The sequence below is a fragment of the Streptomyces griseorubiginosus genome (assembly GCF_017614965.1).
Taxonomy (GTDB): domain Bacteria; phylum Actinomycetota; class Actinomycetes; order Streptomycetales; family Streptomycetaceae; genus Streptomyces; species Streptomyces griseorubiginosus_B.
This window is the reverse complement of record NZ_WVUG01000192.1, coordinates 1-16,999: the sequence shown is the minus strand read 5'-3', so window position 1 is coordinate 16,999 and position 16,999 is coordinate 1. Positions and strand designations below refer to the sequence as shown.

Sequence of the window (16,999 nt, the reverse complement as noted above, 5' to 3'; positions counted from 1 at the left end):
GGGCAGGGGCGGGCGCTGGACGGTCACACAGCCGGACAGGGCCATGACGGCCACGGTGACCAGGAGCGTTGCGGTGGTCGTCGTTCGATGCACCCGCGCAACAATGGCGTCAGCGACGGGCCGGCGGACAGCGGATGAGCGCAGGATGCCCCGCACGGGTGATCTCCCGCCCCTTATGGCGGGCGCGGGGGCGTCCGGGCTGACGTCAGTCGCCGGTGGCGCCGTCGACGCGCTCGCGGATCAGGTCGGCGTGGCCGTTGTGCCGGGCGTACTCCTCGATCATGTGGGTGTAGATCCAGCGCAGGTTGAACTGCTCTCCGGTGCGCCGGTGCCTGCCCTTGGAGAGGTCGTCCAGGCCGAAGCCCGCCGCGTTGCCGCGGGCGGCCTCGATCTCGGCCTGCCAGGTGGCGTGCGCCTCCGCCCAGGTGTCCGCCTCGGTGAGATGGAACTCCCCGTCCGGGTCCTCGTCGCTGTAGTAGATCGGCCCGGCGTCCTCGCCCGCGAGGACCGAGCGGAACCAGCCGCGCTCCACCTCCGCCATGTGCCGCACCAGCCCCATCAGGGACAGCTCGGACGGCTCCACCGCGGCCGTCCTGAGCTGGGCGTCGGTCAGCCCCTCGCACTTCCAGGCCAGGGTCTGCCGGTGGTAGTCCAGCCAGCCCTCCAGCATGCTGCGCTCGTCGGCGGTGGTCGCGGGTTCACGGCGTTCGGTCGTCATGGCCGCATCCTTTCCCAACGCCCGTGGACCCACCACCGAATTCCGGTACGGCTCCCGGCGCGGTCGGCCGGCATGGTCGAGGCCGGGGCACCGGGCCCGGGGCGGCGCCGTGGCCGCCGTATGCTTCCGGCAGGACGACGGCTAAGGAGAGCGCCCCGTGAAGGTCGGCTGCATCGGACTCGGTGACATCGCGCAGAAGGCCTATCTCCCGGTTCTCGCCGCGCTGGCCGGAGTGGAGCTGCACCTGCAGACCCGGACGCCTGCGACGCTCGACCGGGTCGGCGACAGCCTGCACCTTCCGCGGGACCACCGGCACGCGACCCTGGACGCGCTGCTCGCCCAGGACCTCGACGCCGCCTTCGTGCACGCGCCGACCGTGGCGCACCCGGAGATCGTCGCGCGGCTGCTGGAGGCGGGCGTACCGACGTACGTCGACAAGCCGCTCGCCCATCGACTCGCCGACTCCGAGCGGCTGGTGGCGCTCGCCGAGCAGCGCGACGTCAGCCTGGCCGTCGGGTTCAACCGGCGGTTCGCTCCCGGGTACGTCCAGTGCGCCGACCATCCGCGTGAGCTGATCCTCATGCAGAAGAACCGCATCGGGCTGCCGGAGGAGCCGCGCTCGATGATCCTCGACGACTTCATCCACGTCGTCGACACCCTGCGCTTCCTGGTGCCCGGTCCAGTCGACGACGTGACCGTGCGGGCCCGCGTCAGGGACGGCCTGCTCCATCACGTCGTCCTGCAGCTGTCCGGCGACGGCTTCACCGCGCTCGGCGTGATGAACCGGCTCAGCGGTTCCGCGGAGGAGATCCTGGAGGTGTCCGGGCAGGACACCAAGCGTCAGGTGCTCAACCTCGCCGAGGTCGTCGACCACAAGGGCCAGCCCACCGTGCGCCGGCGCGGTGACTGGGTGCCGGTCGCCCGGCAGCGCGGCATCGAACAGGCCGTGCTGACCTTCCTGGACGCGGTGCGCGCGGGCAAGGTGCTCAGCGCCCGGGACGCGCTGGCGACTCATGAACTGTGCGAGCGGGTGGTACGTGCGGTTGTGGAGCGGGCCGCCTGAGCCGTACGGCCCGCAGGCCCTCGGACGCGCACCACAGCGCGAGGACGACGAGGGAGCCGTGCACCGGCCAGTCGCCGTAGCGGACGTACGGGGTGACACCGTGCGCCAGCGGGATGTCGTACACCACGGCCTCGCTGTCGCTGGTCCCCGCCCACGAGCCGATCCGCTCCCCGCTCGGCCCGTACACCGCCGAGACGCCCGTCAGGGTCGCGTGCACCATCGGGCGGCCGGTCTCCGCGGCCCGCAGGGCGGCCAGCGAGGCGTGCTGCTCGGGGGCCCAACTGTGCTGGAAGGACGACGTCGAGGACTGCGCCACCAGCACGTCGGCGCCGTCCTCGGCGAGATGACGGCTCATGTCGGGGAACGCCGACTCGAAGCAGACCATCGGGCCGACGCGCAGACCGTGACCGACGTTCATCACCACCTGCTCGGTGCCCCGCCTGCGGTCCTCGCCCGCCGCCTTGCCCACCGAAGTCGCCCAGCCGAGGAACCTGCGGGCCGGTATGTACTCGCCGAACGGTACGAGCCGCATCTTGTCGTAGCGGTCACCGGTCAGGCCGTTCGGGCCGACGAGCACCGAACTCTTGTAGATGCCGGGCTTGTCGGAGCGGCGCGCGTCGACGTTGACGAGGATGTCCGCCCCGGTCGCGCGGGACAGCGCCGCGATCCGCCGCGCCAGGTCGGGCCGGTCGCCCAGGTCGTAACCGACGCTGCTCTCGCCCCAGACGATCAGGTCGAGGTGCCGTCCGACGAGTTGCCGGGTCAACTGCTCCTCGCGGGCGAAGCGCTGGTCGGCGCCCTCGACGACACCGGCCTGCACGACGGCCATGCGCACCCGGCCGTCGGTGTCGGGGCGCGGTGACCACACCCAGGCCGCGGAGGTCGCGGCGGCCGTCGCGACGATCCCGGCGACCGCCGGCACCCGGGACTCGCGCACCGACACCAGCACGGCGAGGGAGACGTTGACGGCCACCACGAGGAAGCTCAGCAGCCACACCCCGCCGACGGAGGCCAGCCGCAACGCCGGCTCCACCTGCCACTGACTGGAACCGAGCATGCCCCACGGCCCGCCGAGCCCCTGCCAGGACCGCACCAACTCCACCATCAGCCAGCCCGACGGCAGCACGACCAGCGCGGCCAGACCGCGCCCCGGCCCGGGCACCCCGCTCAGAAATCGCCGCACCAGCCAGCCCCACGGCGCCCACAGTGCGCCCAGGAGGGCGCCGATGACGAAGATGAAGACGTTCAGGCTGGGAAACAGCCAGTGGTGCACGGCCACCATGTAGCCGAACCCGCCGGCCCAGCCGTCGTACGCGGCCCGCTTTCCGGTCGGGGCGGAGCGGATCAGCACGATCCAGGGGACGAGAGCGACGTACGCGAACCACCACAAAGAGGGTGCGGGGAACGCGAACACGGGCAGGGCGCCGGCCAGCGCGGCGAGGGCGGAGCGCCGCCAGGGGGAGGCCAGCCATTCACCGAAGTTCCTCATGGAAGGCCTCCCTACCCACTGGTGGCTCCAGTGTGCGTCCTTTCGGTGATCCGGAACAGATGATCCGGACCACAGGCGCGATCAGCCGGTGGCCGGCTCGGGCATGCGCCGCCACTTCTCCTGTACCACGACCTCGCGCAACCGCCAGCCGTCGGACGTCCGCAGCAGACCGAACGCGTAGCGCCCGCCGCACACGAAGTCGGGAGCGGCCCCCTCGGCGTCGAACCGCATGGGGTTGACGTAGTCGGCCCGCACCCGCGCGGTGTCCCCGGCGTCCTGGTCCAACGTCCCGAACCGCACACGTCGGTTGACGATCAGATGCTGGCGCATCGGAAACAGCCGCATGCTCTCGGCGAGCCACGCGGCGACCTTCCCCGCCTCGCCCTCGACACCGCCGGCCGAGCGGTAGTCGGCGCGTCCGTCGGGCGTGAACAGCGCCCGGTACGCCTCCCAGTCACCGTCGTCCACGGCCGCCGCGTAGTCGGTGACCACCTCGTCGACGGCCAGTCGGTCCATCACGGTCGCGAGCTCCACGCGCTGCGTCATCGGTTCAGTGTTGGGCATCGAGAATCCCGGGCCAAGGGGCGCGAGGTGACAATCGGGCGTCGAACTGCCATCGTCTCGCGCCTGGTTGGCCGGTCAGGGGGTCGGCGGCGGGCGTCGGGGACGGGGCTTCCGCGGGGGAAATACGGATGCGGGTGCCGCACGGCCGTCCCTAGGCTGGCCCGACGGTGGAGACGAGGCGGCGTTCTTCCGGCCGCCGGCGGAGGGGAGACATCCGGGGTATGACGAGTCGACTGTTCGCGATCTGCTTCAACGCCACCCGGCCGTCGGACCTGGCGCGGTTCTGGTCCGGCGTCCTGGACTGGGAGTTGGCCGACGGCCCGGACGATGGCGCCGAGGTCCTGCCCCGTGACGGCGCCGGGTTCCGCATCCGTTTCCTGCCGAGCCGGGAGCCCAAGTCCGGCCGGAACCGGGCGCACTTCGACCTGACGAGCGTCTCGCCGGAGGGGCAGCGGCAGACGGTGGCCAGAGCACTGGAACTCGGCGCGTACCACATCGACGTCGGCCAGGGCCCGGAGGACGAGCATGTGGTGCTGGCCGATCCAGAGGGCAACGAGTTCTGTGTGATCGAGGCGGGCAACAGGTTCCTCGCCGGCACCGGCGTCATCGGAGCGCTGGCCTGCGACGGTACGCAGGAGGTCGGCTACTTCTGGAGCGAGGCGCTGCGGTGGCCGCTGGTGTGGGACCAGGACCAGGAGACGGCGGTCCAGTCGCCGAACGGCGGTACGAAGATCACCTGGGGTGGTCCTCCGGTCGCGCCGAAGACGGGCCCGAACCGGCTGTACCTCGAACTGGCCCTCCCCGCGGACGCCGACTGGGAGACGGAGCGCGACCGCCTGGTCTCGCTCGGCGCGAAGCACACCGACCCCGGCGTGGGCGACGACGGCCGGGTGCTGATGCTCGACCCCGACGGCAACGAGTTCGCTGTGCGAAGGTCCCGCTAGAAGGCCCTGCTCGGCCCCGACCGTGCCGGGGCCGCCGGACCTCTCGGGACGCCCCACGGAGCTTCGGGCACACTAGGCTGATCGATGATCGATCAACCTTCCCGAGGAGCTGTCATGGCACGTTCCGTCACGGTGGTCACCGGAGGCAGCAGGGGAATCGGCGCCGCGACCTGCTCGCGGCTCGCGGCGGACGGCCATGACGTGGTGATCGGGTACGTCCGCGATGCCGACGCGGCCGGGGAGGTGGCCGCGGGCGTGCGCGAGGCCGGCGGGCGTGCCGTGGCGGTGCGGGTCGACGTGTCCGTCGAGGCGGACGTCGAGCGCCTCTTCGAGACGGCGGAAGGCGAACTCGGGCCGGTGACCGGGCTGGTGAACAACGCCGGTGTGACCGGGCTGCTGGGCCGTCTCGCCGACACGGACACGGCGACGCTGCGACGGGTCGTCGACGTCAAGCTCCTCGGCACCCTGCTGTGTTCACGCAGGGCCGCACAGCTGATGACGGCTCGGGGCAGCGGCGCCGTCGTGAACGTGTCCTCGGGCGCCGCCACGCTCGGCAGCCCCGGGGAGTACGTCCACTACGCGGCGGCCAAGGCCGGCGTCGACGCGCTGACCCTGGGGCTGGCGAAGGAACTCGGGCCGGACGGCATCCGCGTCAACGCCGTCGCCCCCGGCGCGATCGACACCGAGATGCACGCGGCGATGGGCGATCCCGACCGGGCGCGGCGCATGGCGGCGACGATTCCCCTGCGGCGGCCGGGACGGGCCGAGGAGATCGCCGCGGCCATCGCGTGGCTGCTGTCACCGGAGGCGTCGTACACGACGGGTGCCGTGTTGCGCGTGGCGGGCGGGCGGTGACGAGACCGGCCCGGTACGCGGCAGGAGGGGCGTGCCGCACCTCGCACCCGGCTCTCGCGCCGCAGGCCTACGCGGCCTCGATGACGTCGGCCCGGACGGCCTCCGCCCACTCGACGACCAGCAGCTCGTACTCCGCGCGCTCCTGAGCCGACAGGGAACCGCCCGCACGCAGCCAGAGCGCCCGGATCTGCTCGTTCACCTCGGCGGCAGACCGCACGGAACCAGGGGCCATGGATTCGCGGGACATGCGGACCAGCCTAGGGGCAAGCACTGACAGTGCGCTACCGGACGGCTACACATCCCGTATGCGATGGGTCACGGTTCCATGATCACGACGCTTTTACTGACTGGGCGGTCAGTCAGCGGACTCCGCTGCGTGCGGGCTGAGCACGCCCATGGTCACCAGGGCGATGATGACTATCCCGAGGGCGACCCGGTACCAGACGAACGGCATGAAGCTCTTGGTCGAGATGAACTTCATGAACCAGGCGATCACGGCGTATCCGGAGGCGAACGCGATCACCGTCGCGAACAGCGTCGGCCCCCACGACACATGGTCGCTCTCCATCGCGTCCTTGACCTCGAACAGCCCGGACGCCAGGACCGCGGGGATCGCGAGGAGGAAGGAGTAGCGCGCCGCGGCCTCGCGCCTGTAGCCCATGAACAGGCCGCCACTGATCGTCGCTCCGGAGCGGGAGACGCCGGGGACGAGGGCCATGGACTGGCAGATGCCGTAGATCAGCCCGTCCTTCACGCCCAGGTTCTCCAGCGTCTTGCGCTGCTTGGGCGCCCGGTGCCTGCCCCCGGTCTCGTCGCGCGCCGCCAGCCGGTCCGCGACGCCTATGACCACGCCGATGGCGATCAGCATGGTCGCGGTGATCCGCAGGTCCCGGAACGGCCCCTCGATCTGGTCCTTGAACAGCAGGCCGAGCGCGCCGATCGGGATCGAGCCGACGATCACCAGCCAGCCCATCTGGGCGTCGTGGTCCCCCCGCCACTTCTTGCTGACCAGTGAGCGCGCCCACGCGGAGACGATCCGGCCGATGTCCCGGCGGAAGTAGATCAGCACGGCCGCCTCGGTGCCGATCTGGGTGATCGCCGTGAAGGCCGCGCCGGGGTCCTTCCAGCCGGAGAAGGCCGCGGTCAGCCGCAGATGCGCGCTGGAGGAGACGGGAAGGAACTCGGTCAGCCCCTGGACGAGCCCGAGGATGAGGGATTCAAACCAAGACATGAAGGTACGGCGTCCAAGTGCTCGTCGTGGCAGGCGCGACGGAACGTCACGCCGCAGGGCGTGGTGATCACGGGTGTGCGGGGAAGCCTATCGGGGCGGCCCGCCACGCCGTGCGACGGGTGCCCCCGCCCCCGGTCGCGGGTGGTTGACCCGGTGCGGGGGCGGAGCTTACGTTTCCGGAGAGGAGAAAGCGCTTGCTGCGACGTCTCCCGGTAAGGCCGCCGTTCCCGGAGGAGTGCTGATCGCGTCCATGCCCACGCCCGACACCCATCCCCGCTCGGCGCCCTTCGCCGGCCGCCGCATCCGGGCCGCCCTCGTCGGCATCGGCGCCATCGGACGGGGCTCCCACCTGCCCGCCCTGGCCAGGCTCGCCGAGGAGGGCGAGACGGAGCTGGTGGCGGCGGTTGACATCGATGCCACGGCCGTCGAGGAGTTCAGCCGGGCGAACGGGATCCCGCACGCCTACACCGACCTGGAGCGGATGCTGCGCGAGCAGCGCCCCGACCTGGTGACCATCTGCACCCCGCCGACCCTGCACCGCGACCAGAGCATCGCCGCGCTGCGCGCCGGAGCCTGGGTGTGGTGCGAGAAGCCGCCGGTGCCGACGCTCGCCGACTACGACGCCGTGGAGGCCGAGGAGGGCGGGGACGGCGGCCCGTACGCCTCGATCGTCTTCCAGCACCGCTTCGGTTCCGGCACCCGGCACGTACGGCGGCTGCTCGCCGGGGGAGCGGTGGGCCGGCCGCTGGTCGCGCACTGTCAGACGACCTGGTACCGGGACACCGCCTACTACGCCGTGCCCTGGCGCGGCCGCTGGGACACCGAGGGCGGCGGCCCGGCGATGGGCCACGGCATCCACCAGATGGACCTCCTGCTGGACCTGCTCGGGCCGTGGAGCGAGGTCCGCGCGATGGCCGGGCGCCTGGTGCACGACGTGGAGACCGAGGACGTCTCCACCGCCCTGGTCCGCTTCGAGAGCGGCGCCATGGCGACCGTCGTCAACAGCGTGCTGAGCCCCCATGAGGTCAGCCGGATCCGCGTCGACTGCGAGCGCGCCACCGTCGAGCTGACCCACCTCTACGGCCACTCCAACGCGGACTGGCGCATCACCCCGGCCCCGGGCGTGCCCGGCGAGGAGGCCGCCGCCTGGCAGGACTTCGGCGCGGACGTGCCCAGCTCGCACCTGGAACAGCTGCGGGAGCTCGTCGCGAGCATGCGGGCAGGCGAGCGGCCGCGCAGCAGTGGTGCCGACGGGCGTACGAGCCTGGAGCTGATCGCCGCGCTGTACAAGTCGGCCTTCACCGACACGACCGTGAGGGCCGGCGAGATCGGCCCCGGTGACCCGTTCCACTCGGCGATGCACGGGGGCGTGCCCGGCTGGGCTCCCGTCGCCGCCGTCTCCCAGGAGGTGTCCGCATGAGCGCCCTGCGCCTGGTCCACGCCCACGGCGACCGCATCACGGTCGGCGAACCGGACACCGGTGTCGAGCTGTTGAGCTACGTCTACGCCCCGGAGGCCGCGTGGGAGGCCCCGAAGCCGTACCTCCACCCGATCCGCACCCTCGCCGGTGACGTCGTCACCGACTACCGGCCCAACGACCACCGCTGGCACAAGGGCCTGCAGCTGACCGCCTCGCACCTGTCGGGCGCCAATCTGTGGGGCGGCAACTCCTACGTCCACGGCGAGGGCTATCTCGAACTCCCCGAACGTGTCGGCTCGATGGCGCACGTGGCCTTCGACGAGGTGGCCGTCCACGACGACCGGGTGGTCATCGCCGAACGGCTCACCTGGCACCCGCACGGGGGCGAGCTGTGGGCCGACGAGGAGCGTCGTGTCGAGATCCACGACGTCGACCGGGAGTCCGGTTCCTGGGCGCTGACCTGGTCCAGCGCCATCACCAACCGCCGTGAGGAGCCGCTGCGGTTCGGCAGCCCGACCACCGCGGGACGCGAACTCGCGGGCTACACCGGCCTGTTCTGGCGCGGCCCGCGTGCCTTCCGGGACGGGCGGATCATCGGTCCGGACAGCGAGGGCCCCGGTCTGATGGGCGAGCAGGCGCCCTGGCTCGCGTACTCCGGAGAGCACGACGGCACCGACGGCCACGCGACCCTCGTCTTCGCGCACGCCCCCGAGAACGACCACCTCGGCAGCGGGGGCGCCCACCCCGCCCACTGGTTCGTCCGCAACGACCCGTTCGCCGCGGTGGCCCCCTCCTGGGCCTTCTACGACGAACTCGAACTCGCCCCCGGCGACACGCTCGCCCGCCGCTACCGCGTCGTCGTGGCGGACGGGGCCTGGGAGCGGGAGGAGATCGCCAAGTACCTGGAGGCGCACCCGTGGTGAACGCCGGCGGATTCACCGGACTGCCCGGAGGGGTGGCGGTGTCGCACCTGTCCGTCTACGACTGGCCCGCCGACGACGGTGTCTGCGGCGGAACTCCCCATATGCATCTGACCTGTTCGGAGGCGTACGTCGTCACCGGCGGCCGGGGCGCGGTGCAGACGCTCACGACGTCCGGGTACGAGGTGACGCCCCTCGCGCCCGGCACGGTCGCCTGGTTCACACCGGGCACCATCCACCGCCTGGTCAACGAGGACGAGTTGCGCATCACGGTCCTGATGCAGAACAGCGGCCTGCCGGAGGCGGGGGACGCGGTCCTCACCCTGCCCCCGAAGTACCTGGCCGACCCGGAGACGTACGCCGCGGTGACGCGCATCCCGGCTCACGCTCCGGAGGAGGAGCGCGAGCGGATCGCCCGGACCCGCCGCGACCTGGCCCTGGAGGGCTACCGCAGGCTGCGCGAGTCGACCGGCCCGGAGCCCCTGGCCGCCTTCCACCGCGCCGCCGCGGCCCTGGTCCGCCCCCGGCTGTCCGAGTGGCGAGAACGCTGGCAGGCGGGCGCGCAGGCGGCAGCGGCGGCCACGGGCGAGCAACTGGACCGCCTGGAGAAGGGCGACGTCACCCACCTCACCGAGGCCGTCGTCCGGGCCGAACTCCCCTCCGAGTACGGCAAGTTCGGGATGTGCGGTCGACTGAACGTCTACCCGGGGCCGTGACCGGGCGCCCCGATCACCCGGCGGGTAGCCTGGAGGCGCCGGCTGGGTCCAGCGTCGGGAGGCCCGATGAAGTACGTCGTGTTCTACGAGTCCGCCGACGACCTGGCGGCGAAGGCGCCCGCCCACTTCGCCGCCCACGCGGCCCGCTACCAGGAGTTCGTCGAGCGCGGTGAGCTGCTGATGATCGGCCCGTTCGCCAATCCCCAGGAAGAGGGCTCGATGGCCGTCTTCACCACGCGCGCGGCGGCCGAGGACTTCGTCGCAGGCGATCCCTTCGTCCTGCACGGCGTGGTCAGGTCCTGGTACATCCGGGAGTGGAACGAGGCCCTCGTCCCGTCCTGACCCCTGCCGGGGCTCCCGGTCCTAGGCCGCCGTCGGACCCGAGACCGTCCAGCCCTCGGCCTGGGGGTGGGCCGTCAGGTCCTCGTGGCGGACCGGAGCGCCGCAGGACCGGCAGGTGACGACGGGGATCAGTTCGTTGCCGCAGATGTGCTCGACCACCATCGGGAGGTCGGTGCCGTTGCGAAGGTGGCGGTCGCCCCACTCCTTCAAGGTCATCAGAACCGGCTCCAGCTCCAAACCGGCCTGCGTCGGCCGGTACTCGAAGCGCTGCGGGCGTTCGCTGTAGGCGCGCTTGGTCAGGACCCCGGCGTCGACCAGGCGGCGCAGGCGGGTGGCGAGGACGTCGCGCGGGGCGCCGATGTTGCGTACCAGCTGGTCGAAACGGCCGTTGCCCAGGCACACCTCCCGCAGGACGAGCAGGGAGTACTTCTCGCCGACGATCGCGAGCGCGTCGGCGATCGAGCAGGGGCGCGGGTCCTTGGGTGCTGCCATGGAGCCCAGTCTAGGGGAGGGTTTGATTTTCCAACTCACGGAGCTATGGTGAGTTTGGATTTCCTACTCGCTGGTAGGGCTCACTGGTGGGACTCATTGGCAGGCCTCGCCGGCAGGCCCTCCTGCCGATCCTGCCGTGGAGGCCGCATCATGCGTGACGCAGTCATCGTCGAAGCCGTACGCACCCCGATGGGCAAGGGCAAGCCGGGCGGCGCCCTCGCGCACGTGCACCCCGTCGAACTCCTCGCCCACACCCTGCGCACGCTCGTCGACCGCGCCGGCGTCGACCCGGCGCTGATCGACGACGTCATCGGCGGAACCGTCGACCAGGTCGGCGAACAGGCCATGAACACCACCCGCTACGCCGTCCTGTCGGCGGGCTTCCCGGACACGGTCCCGGCGACCACCGTGGACCGCCAGTGCGGCTCCTCCCAGCAGGCTGTCCACTTCGCCGCCCAGGGCGTCATCTCCGGCGCCTACGACCTCGTCGTGGCCTGCGGGGTGGAGTCTATGAGCCGCGTGCCGATGTGGTCGAACGTGCCCGCGGGCAAGGACCCCTTCGGTCCCGGTGTCGCCGAGCGCTACCCGGAGGGTCTCGTCCCGCAGGGCATCAGTGCCGAACTGATCGCCGCCAAGTGGTCGATCGGCCGCGAGCAGATGGACACCTTCGCCGTCGCCTCCCACCGCAAGGCCGCCGACGCCTGGAACAACGGACACTTCGACGCCGAGGTCGCCCCCCTTGAGGGCGTCACCCGCGACGAGTGCGTGCGCCCCGGCAGCACCACCGAGATCCTCGCCGGCCTGAAGCCGGCCTACTACGACCCCGGTTTCGCCGAGCGCTTCCCGCAGATCGAGTGGAACGTCACCGCGGGCAACGCCAGCCCCGTCAACGATGGCGCCTCCGCCGTCCTCATCACGTCCAGCGAGACCGCGGCCCGCCTCGGCCTGAGTCCGCTCGCCCGTCTGCACAGCTTCGCCGTCACCGGGTCCGACCCCCTACTGATGCTCACCGGTGTGATCCCGGCGACCGAGAAGGTCCTGCGCAGGGCTGAGCTCACCCTCGACGACATCGACCTGTTCGAGGTCAACGAGGCGTTCTCCAGCGTCGTCCTGGCCTGGCAGCAGGAGACCGGGGCCGATCTCGCCAAGGTCAACGTGCACGGCGGCGCCATCGCCCTCGGCCACCCGCTGGGCGCGAGCGGCACCCGTCTGACGACCACCCTCGTGCACGCCATGCGCGCGCGTGGCGCCCGTTACGCCTTGCAGACCATGTGCGAGGCGGGCGGACTGGCCAACGCGATGATCCTGGAAGGCCTGTAGATGATCCTGGAAGGCCGGTAGGGGTCAGGCCCCGCGCAGATGGTGCCGCTTGCGCCAGGCCACCACCGCCCCCGCCACCGTCGGCAGGGCGATGGCGGCCAGCGCGATCAGGAAGAGCGGCGAGGTCGGGGCCGAGGCACGGGCGCCGGCGACGACATAGGCGGCCGTGTTCGGGATCGAGCCCAGCGCGGTCGCCACCAGGAAGGGCGTCCAGCGCATACGCGAGACGGACGCGCAGTAGTTGACGCCCCAGAAGGGAAGCCCGGGGAACAGCCGCGCCGCGAGCATCGAGCGCATACCGTGCCGGCTCAACTGGCCGTCCGCCGCCTTCAGCAACCGCCCGCGCAGCAGGGGCCGCAGGGCGTCCTGGCCCAGCACCCGGCCCAGCCCGAAGGCGATCCCGGCACCCAGCACGGTGCCCGCCATCGACGTGGCCAGCCCGAGCGCGGAGCCGAACAACGCCCCGGCGGCCAGATTGAGCAGCGGGCGCGGTACGAACGCCACCGTGCACAGCCCGTACGCCACGGCGAACACGAGGGCCGCCGTCATGCCTCCCAACTGCGGTGGCCAGCCGTCCGCGAGCAGCTTCTGCGGCTCGAACAGCAGCACGCTCGCCCCGGCCGCGGTCAGCAGCACGACCAGCAACGACAGCCGCGCCCAGGGCGACAGCAGCACTCTGCCGAGGCGTGCGAGCGGCGGGACGGGCGCGGCGACGGCGGCTACGGGCACCGGAACGGCGAGCTCCGCGCCGGCGGCGACCACGGGCGCGGGAACACCGAACTCCGTGGCGGCGGCCCGGGGAGAGGCCGTGGCGGTGCCCCCAGAGCGGGTGTGGGCATCGAGCATCCGGCGACACTAACCGACGGATGTGTGTGATCGCCGTATGGTTCGTCTTATGAGCGTCACAGATGCGGTCGCCACGGGTGTGCCGTTCAGCACACTCGCCGACACCGTGCTGGAGCGGCTCACCGCCACCTACGCGCCCGCCGCCGACCCGGAACGGGCGGCGCCCATGCGCGCGTACATGAAGGACGTGGCCCCCTTCCTGGGCCTCGCCACGCCCGTGCGCCGGGCCCTGTCCCGCACGGTCGTCGCCGGCCTGCCCCGCCCCGACGAGGGCGACTGCGCCGCGATCGCCCTGCGCTGCTGGCAGTTGCCCGAACGCGAGTACCACTACTTCGCCGTCGACTATCTGCGCCGCCACGCGCGCGTGTGCTCCTCGGGCTTCCTCCCGGTGGTCCGGCACCTGATCGCCACCACCTCCTGGTGGGACACCGTCGACCTGCTCGCCGCGCACGTCGTGGGCGCCCTGGTCGCCGCCGATCCCGCGCTCAAGGCGGACATGGACACCTGGATCGTCGACGACGACCTGTGGATCGCCCGCACCGCCCTGCTCCACCAGCTCCGCCACAAGGAACGCACCGACACCGAACGCCTCTTCACCTACTGCCTGAGACAGTCCGGCCACCCCGACTTCTTCGTCCGCAAGGCGATCGGCTGGTGCCTGCGCGAGTACGCCAAGACCGACCCGGAGGCCGTACGGGCCTTCCTGGCACGGGAGCGCGGGCGGTTCGCGCCGCTGTCGGTGCGGGAGGCGCTGAAGAACATCGGGACCTGAACGCCCCTCGCACCCGGGCGCCCTGAAAAACCATTCGACGCCGGACAGGGCGTCGGCGATGATCGATCCCATGTTCCGGCACGCCTTCCTCCTCGCAGCATCCGCAGACGCGGATGCGCCGAAGGCTGCCGTCCTGATCCTCCTGGCCGCAGTCGACGGCGCCCGAAGCTGACCCTCTCCGGATCGTCCGGCGGACCCCGCAAGGGGAGGGTCGGCCACTCCCTGGGGTCCCGCGTTCCTTCACCGCTGAGAGGCTTCGAGGTACAGCCATGCCCAAGACGGCATACGTGCGCACCAAACCGCATCTGAACATCGGGACCATGGGCCACGTCGACCATGGCAAGACCACCCTGACCGCCGCCATCACCAAGGTGCTGGCCGAGCGCGGCACCGGCACCTTCGTGCCGTTCGACCGCATCGACCGGGCCCCGGAGGAGATCGACCGCGGCATCACCATCAACATCGCGCACGTGGAGTACGAGACCGACACCCGGCACTACGCACACGTGGACATGCCGGGCCACGCCGACTACGTCAAGAACATGGTCACCGGGGCCGCGCAGCTCGACGGGGCGATCCTTGTCGTCTCCGCGGTCGACGGGATCATGCCGCAGACCGCCGAACACGTCCTGCTGGCCCGGCAGGTGGGCGTCGACCACATCGTCGTCGCCCTCAACAAGGCCGACGCGGGCGACGAGGAGCTCATCGACCTCGTCGAGCTGGAGGTCCGGGAACTGCTCACGGCGCAGGGGTACGGCGGTGACGCGGTGCCCGTCGTACGGGTCTCCGGGCTGAAGGCCCTGGAGGGCGACCCGCGCTGGACGGCGTCCGTCGAGGCGCTGCTCGACGCCGTGGACACGTACGTGCCCATGCCCGAGCGGTATCTGGACGCGCCGTTCCTGCTCCCCGTGGAGAACGTGCTCACCATCACCGGCCGCGGCACGGTGGTGACCGGCGCGGTCGAGCGGGGCGTCGTCCGGGTCGGCGACCGGGTCGAAGTCCTCGGCGCCGGTGTCGAGACCGTCGTCACCGGCCTGGAGACCTTCGGCAAGCCGATGGCGGAGGCGCAGGCCGGGGACAACGTGGCGCTGCTGCTGCGGGGCGTGCCCCGGGACGCGGTCCGCCGGGGGCATGTCGTGGCGGCGCCCGGCAGTGTGGTGCCGGGGCGGCGGTTCTCGGCGCGGGTGTACGTGCTGTCCGCGCGCGAGGGCGGTCGTACGACGCCTGTGTCCACGGGGTACCGGCCGCAGTTCTACATCCGTACGGCGGATGTGGTGGGGGACGTCGACCTCGGTGAGGTCGCCGTCGCGCGGCCCGGTGACACGGTCACGATGACGGTCGAGCTCGGGCGCGACGTGCCCCTGGAGGCCGGGCTCGGGTTCGCCATCCGTGAGGGCGGGCGGACCGTGGGGGCCGGAACCGTGACCACCGTGGAGTGAGGTCGGGGGGCGTGGGGGAGTGCGGCGCGGCTGTGGCCGGCGCACAGCCCCCGCGCCCCTTCGCGGCATCGTCGGGCCCCACAATGAGGAGGTGACCGAACCCATCCCCGTCAGCAGGACCACCGACTTCGGTGTCGTCAAGCTCATGCCCGACGTCGATCGGGAGCGGGCCTGGCTGCTGACCGTCGACGGGGCGCCGCAGTCGTACGTGGACCTGGACGAGCCGGAACATCTGGAGTTCGAGTACGCGCGGCGGCTCGGGCATGTCCTGGACCTCGTCGCGGAACCGGGGCGTCCGCTGGACGTGCTGCACCTCGGTGGCGGCGCGCTCACGCTGCCCCGGTACCTCGCCGCCACCCGCCCCGGTTCGCGGCAGGACGTCGTCGAGGCGGACCGGGGGCTGCTGGAGCTGGTCGTCGCGCATCTGCCGCTCCCGGCCGGCGCCTCCGTCGCCCTGCACGGCGCCGATGCCCGCGCCTGGCTGGAAGCGGCTCCCGCGGACTCGGCGGACGTCATCGTCGCCGACGTCTTCGGCGGCTCCCGCGTCCCGGCCCATCTCACCTCTGTCACCTATGCCCGCGAGGCGGAGCGGGTGCTGCGCGGCACCGGCGTCTACCTGGCCAACCTCGCCGACGCCGCGCCCTTCGACTTCCTGCGCTCCCAACTCGCCACGTTCGCAGCGGTCTTCGAGCACCTCGTGCTGATCGCCGAACCGGCCGTCCTGCGCGGCCGCCGCTTCGGCAACGCGGTCCTCGCCGCCGCGCACCACCCCCTGGACACCGCCACCCTGACCCGCCGCACCGCCTCCGACGCCTTCCCCGCCCGGGTCGAACACGGGCCGCCCCTACGGGACTTCATCGCCGGGGCGCGCCCCGTACAGGACGAGGAGGCCGTACCCTCACCCGAGCCCCCCGCCGGGGCGTTCGGCATCGGTTGAGGTGTCCCGGGGGTTCGGCGCCGCTTCGGGGCGTCTTCTTGGCTGGGTTGTAACTCGGGTGGGGCCTGGGGGAGTTCAACGCTGGTGCGCGTCCCGGCCGGGACGAGGACGGCGTGTCGTCACCCGAGCCCCCCGACGGGGCGTTCCGTGTCGGCTGGGGTGTCCGGGGTTTCCGGGAGGAGTGGCCGGGCGGCGCGGCGTAGGTTCCGTACGTCCGGTACCGCCAGGACCGCCGCCGTGACCAGCACGATCAGCGCCGAGCATCCCCACAACGCGGCCCTGCGCCCGAGCGCGGCCTCGGCCGGGCCCGCCAGGGCCGCGGCGAGGGGCATCAGCGCGATGGACCCGAACCAGTCGTAGGCGGAGACCCGGGAGAGCTTCTCCTCGGGTATCTCCTGGTGCAGCGCGGTCATCCAGCTCACCCCGAACACCTCCACCAGCGAGCCCGACAGGAACATCACCGCGCACAGCACCCCCACCGGCGTCGGTATCGCGAGGGCCGCCGACGGCAGGGCCATCGGGAAGACGCACAGGGTGCCGGCCAGCAGCAGTCGGCGGGGCTTCCAGCGGGTCATCAGCAGGGCGCCGGCGACCGTGCCCGCGCCGAAGAAGCCGAGGGCCAGTCCCCACGGGCCCGCTCCGCCGAGGTCGTCACGGGCTACGAGCGGGCCGTAGACCGAGTCGGCGGCGCCGAGCACCGCGTTGGCGATCGAGAACTGCACGACGATGCCCCACAGCCACGGCCGTCCGCTGAACTCCCGCCAGCCCTCGCGCACATCGGCGATCATCCCGCCGCCCGGTTCGCGCGGCGGGATGTGGCTGACGTCCAGGAAGGACCGCAGCGACCCGGCGACGGCGAAGGCCGCCGCGTCCGCCGCGAGCACCCAGCCCGGCCCGACCGCGGCGACCATCGCACCCCCGAGCGCCGCCC

Annotated in this window: 19 protein-coding genes; 11 read left to right on the top strand and 8 right to left on the bottom strand. The window is 72.0% G+C overall.

Going from position 1 to position 16,999, the window contains the following annotated elements:
* Window positions 1–205 precede the first annotated feature (205 nt).
* Window positions 206–718 (bottom strand): DinB family protein, encoded by a 513-nt coding sequence (locus tag GRC12_RS29260; RefSeq protein WP_208782409.1) that lies wholly within the window; start codon window positions 716–718, stop codon window positions 206–208.
* Between the two features lie 157 nt (window positions 719–875).
* Between GRC12_RS29260 and GRC12_RS29255 the strand changes: the two genes are divergently transcribed.
* Complete coding sequence (locus GRC12_RS29255) at window positions 876–1,781, top strand: Gfo/Idh/MocA family protein (RefSeq protein ID WP_208782407.1); 906 nt, start codon at window positions 876–878, stop codon at window positions 1,779–1,781.
* On the opposite strand, the gene lnt is transcribed toward GRC12_RS29255, so the two are convergent.
* Together lnt and GRC12_RS29245 are read right to left on the bottom strand one after the other, a co-directional pair.
* Complete coding sequence (gene lnt / locus GRC12_RS29250; protein ID WP_208782405.1) at window positions 1,705–3,270, bottom strand: apolipoprotein N-acyltransferase; 1,566 nt, start codon at window positions 3,268–3,270, stop codon at window positions 1,705–1,707. The two genes, GRC12_RS29255 and lnt, sit on opposite strands and share 77 nt — an antisense overlap.
* Window positions 3,271–3,351: 81 nt before the next feature.
* The gene (locus GRC12_RS29245) at window positions 3,352–3,816 is read right to left on the bottom strand and encodes a nuclear transport factor 2 family protein (RefSeq protein WP_208782403.1); all 465 of its coding nucleotides are present in this window, start codon (window positions 3,814–3,816) and stop codon (window positions 3,352–3,354) included.
* Window positions 3,817–4,055: 239 nt separating this feature from the next.
* Between GRC12_RS29245 and GRC12_RS29240 the strand changes: the two genes are divergently transcribed.
* Window positions 4,056–4,778 carry a VOC family protein gene (locus tag GRC12_RS29240; protein ID WP_208782401.1) on the top strand — a complete coding sequence of 241 codons (723 nt, stop codon included), beginning with the start codon at window positions 4,056–4,058 and terminating at the stop codon, window positions 4,776–4,778.
* A gap of 114 nt (window positions 4,779–4,892) precedes the next feature.
* Window positions 4,893–5,633: an SDR family NAD(P)-dependent oxidoreductase gene (locus GRC12_RS29235; protein WP_208782399.1), complete on the top strand. Its 741-nt coding sequence runs from the start codon at window positions 4,893–4,895 to the stop codon at window positions 5,631–5,633.
* A 67-nt stretch (window positions 5,634–5,700) separates the two neighbouring features.
* Here GRC12_RS29235 and GRC12_RS29230 read toward each other — a convergent pair whose 3' ends face one another.
* Together GRC12_RS29230 and GRC12_RS29225 are read right to left on the bottom strand one after the other, a co-directional pair.
* Complete coding sequence (locus GRC12_RS29230) at window positions 5,701–5,880, bottom strand: hypothetical protein (RefSeq protein WP_208782397.1); 180 nt, start codon at window positions 5,878–5,880, stop codon at window positions 5,701–5,703.
* A gap of 108 nt (window positions 5,881–5,988) precedes the next feature.
* Window positions 5,989–6,864 (bottom strand): undecaprenyl-diphosphate phosphatase, encoded by an 876-nt coding sequence (locus tag GRC12_RS29225; RefSeq protein WP_208782394.1) that lies wholly within the window; start codon window positions 6,862–6,864, stop codon window positions 5,989–5,991.
* A 250-nt stretch (window positions 6,865–7,114) separates the two neighbouring features.
* Here GRC12_RS29225 and GRC12_RS29220 point away from each other — a divergent pair, with 250 nt between their 5' ends.
* The 4 genes from GRC12_RS29220 to GRC12_RS29205 all read left to right on the top strand — a co-directional run bounded on the left by GRC12_RS29220 (window position 7,115) and on the right by GRC12_RS29205 (window position 10,262).
* Window positions 7,115–8,284 carry a Gfo/Idh/MocA family protein gene (locus tag GRC12_RS29220; RefSeq protein WP_208782392.1) on the top strand — a complete coding sequence of 390 codons (1,170 nt, stop codon included), beginning with the start codon at window positions 7,115–7,117 and terminating at the stop codon, window positions 8,282–8,284.
* Window positions 8,281–9,207: a PmoA family protein gene (locus GRC12_RS29215; protein WP_208782389.1), complete on the top strand. Its 927-nt coding sequence runs from the start codon at window positions 8,281–8,283 to the stop codon at window positions 9,205–9,207. The genes GRC12_RS29220 and GRC12_RS29215 overlap by 4 nt, the downstream gene beginning before the upstream one ends.
* Window positions 9,201–9,920 carry a cupin domain-containing protein gene (locus GRC12_RS29210; protein WP_208782387.1) on the top strand — a complete coding sequence of 240 codons (720 nt, stop codon included), beginning with the start codon at window positions 9,201–9,203 and terminating at the stop codon, window positions 9,918–9,920. The genes GRC12_RS29215 and GRC12_RS29210 overlap by 7 nt, the downstream gene beginning before the upstream one ends.
* A gap of 66 nt (window positions 9,921–9,986) precedes the next feature.
* Window positions 9,987–10,262: a YciI family protein gene (locus GRC12_RS29205; RefSeq protein ID WP_208782384.1), complete on the top strand. Its 276-nt coding sequence runs from the start codon at window positions 9,987–9,989 to the stop codon at window positions 10,260–10,262.
* 21 nt (window positions 10,263–10,283) lie between these two features.
* Here the strand turns inward: GRC12_RS29205 and GRC12_RS29200 are convergent, their stop codons facing one another.
* A complete protein-coding gene (locus tag GRC12_RS29200) occupies window positions 10,284–10,754 on the bottom strand; it encodes a winged helix-turn-helix transcriptional regulator (protein ID WP_208782382.1) in 471 nt (156 codons plus the stop codon).
* Between the two features lie 150 nt (window positions 10,755–10,904).
* On the opposite strand from GRC12_RS29200, the gene GRC12_RS29195 reads away from it, so the two are divergent.
* Window positions 10,905–12,074, top strand: coding sequence for a thiolase family protein (locus GRC12_RS29195; RefSeq protein ID WP_208782380.1), 1,170 nt, complete (start codon window positions 10,905–10,907; stop codon window positions 12,072–12,074).
* Between the two features lie 24 nt (window positions 12,075–12,098).
* Here GRC12_RS29195 and GRC12_RS29190 read toward each other — a convergent pair whose 3' ends face one another.
* On the bottom strand, window positions 12,099–12,920 hold the full coding sequence (locus GRC12_RS29190; protein ID WP_208782378.1) for a TVP38/TMEM64 family protein: 822 nt from the start codon (window positions 12,918–12,920) through the stop codon (window positions 12,099–12,101).
* A 49-nt stretch (window positions 12,921–12,969) separates the two neighbouring features.
* On the opposite strand from GRC12_RS29190, the gene GRC12_RS29185 reads away from it, so the two are divergent.
* The 3 genes from GRC12_RS29185 to GRC12_RS29175 all read left to right on the top strand — a co-directional run bounded on the left by GRC12_RS29185 (window position 12,970) and on the right by GRC12_RS29175 (window position 16,068).
* A complete protein-coding gene (locus GRC12_RS29185) occupies window positions 12,970–13,692 on the top strand; it encodes a DNA alkylation repair protein (protein ID WP_208782376.1) in 723 nt (240 codons plus the stop codon).
* A 269-nt stretch (window positions 13,693–13,961) separates the two neighbouring features.
* Window positions 13,962–15,131, top strand: a complete 1,170-nt coding sequence (gene tuf, locus GRC12_RS29180; RefSeq protein WP_208782374.1) for an elongation factor Tu — start codon at window positions 13,962–13,964, stop codon at window positions 15,129–15,131.
* A gap of 91 nt (window positions 15,132–15,222) precedes the next feature.
* The gene (locus GRC12_RS29175) at window positions 15,223–16,068 is read left to right on the top strand and encodes a spermidine synthase (RefSeq protein WP_208782369.1); all 846 of its coding nucleotides are present in this window, start codon (window positions 15,223–15,225) and stop codon (window positions 16,066–16,068) included.
* A 119-nt stretch (window positions 16,069–16,187) separates the two neighbouring features.
* Here the strand turns inward: GRC12_RS29175 and GRC12_RS29170 are convergent.
* The coding region (locus GRC12_RS29170; protein WP_208782366.1) for an MFS transporter at window positions 16,188–16,999 on the bottom strand (812 nt) is incomplete at its 5' end.

What these genes read in the sequence shown, in the direction of transcription:
- GRC12_RS29260 (WP_208782409.1), bottom strand. Translation starts at nt 718, where the DNA reads ATGACGACCGAACGCCGTGAACCCGCGACCACCGCCGACGAGCGCAGC.
- lnt (WP_208782405.1), bottom strand. Translation starts at nt 3,270, where the DNA reads ATGAGGAACTTCGGTGAATGGCTGGCCTCCCCCTGGCGGCGCTCCGCC.
- GRC12_RS29245 (WP_208782403.1), bottom strand. Translation starts at nt 3,816, where the DNA reads ATGACGCAGCGCGTGGAGCTCGCGACCGTGATGGACCGACTGGCCGTC.
- GRC12_RS29240 (WP_208782401.1), top strand. Translation starts at nt 4,056, where the DNA reads ATGACGAGTCGACTGTTCGCGATCTGCTTCAACGCCACCCGGCCGTCG.
- GRC12_RS29235 (WP_208782399.1), top strand. Translation starts at nt 4,893, where the DNA reads ATGGCACGTTCCGTCACGGTGGTCACCGGAGGCAGCAGGGGAATCGGC.
- GRC12_RS29230 (WP_208782397.1), bottom strand. Translation starts at nt 5,880, where the DNA reads ATGTCCCGCGAATCCATGGCCCCTGGTTCCGTGCGGTCTGCCGCCGAG.
- GRC12_RS29225 (WP_208782394.1), bottom strand. Translation starts at nt 6,864, where the DNA reads ATGTCTTGGTTTGAATCCCTCATCCTCGGGCTCGTCCAGGGGCTGACC.
- GRC12_RS29220 (WP_208782392.1), top strand. Translation starts at nt 7,115, where the DNA reads ATGCCCACGCCCGACACCCATCCCCGCTCGGCGCCCTTCGCCGGCCGC.
- GRC12_RS29215 (WP_208782389.1), top strand. Translation starts at nt 8,281, where the DNA reads ATGAGCGCCCTGCGCCTGGTCCACGCCCACGGCGACCGCATCACGGTC.
- GRC12_RS29205 (WP_208782384.1), top strand. Translation starts at nt 9,987, where the DNA reads ATGAAGTACGTCGTGTTCTACGAGTCCGCCGACGACCTGGCGGCGAAG.
- GRC12_RS29200 (WP_208782382.1), bottom strand. Translation starts at nt 10,754, where the DNA reads ATGGCAGCACCCAAGGACCCGCGCCCCTGCTCGATCGCCGACGCGCTC.
- GRC12_RS29195 (WP_208782380.1), top strand. Translation starts at nt 10,905, where the DNA reads ATGCGTGACGCAGTCATCGTCGAAGCCGTACGCACCCCGATGGGCAAG.
- GRC12_RS29190 (WP_208782378.1), bottom strand. Translation starts at nt 12,920, where the DNA reads ATGCTCGATGCCCACACCCGCTCTGGGGGCACCGCCACGGCCTCTCCC.
- GRC12_RS29185 (WP_208782376.1), top strand. Translation starts at nt 12,970, where the DNA reads ATGAGCGTCACAGATGCGGTCGCCACGGGTGTGCCGTTCAGCACACTC.
- tuf (WP_208782374.1), top strand. Translation starts at nt 13,962, where the DNA reads ATGCCCAAGACGGCATACGTGCGCACCAAACCGCATCTGAACATCGGG.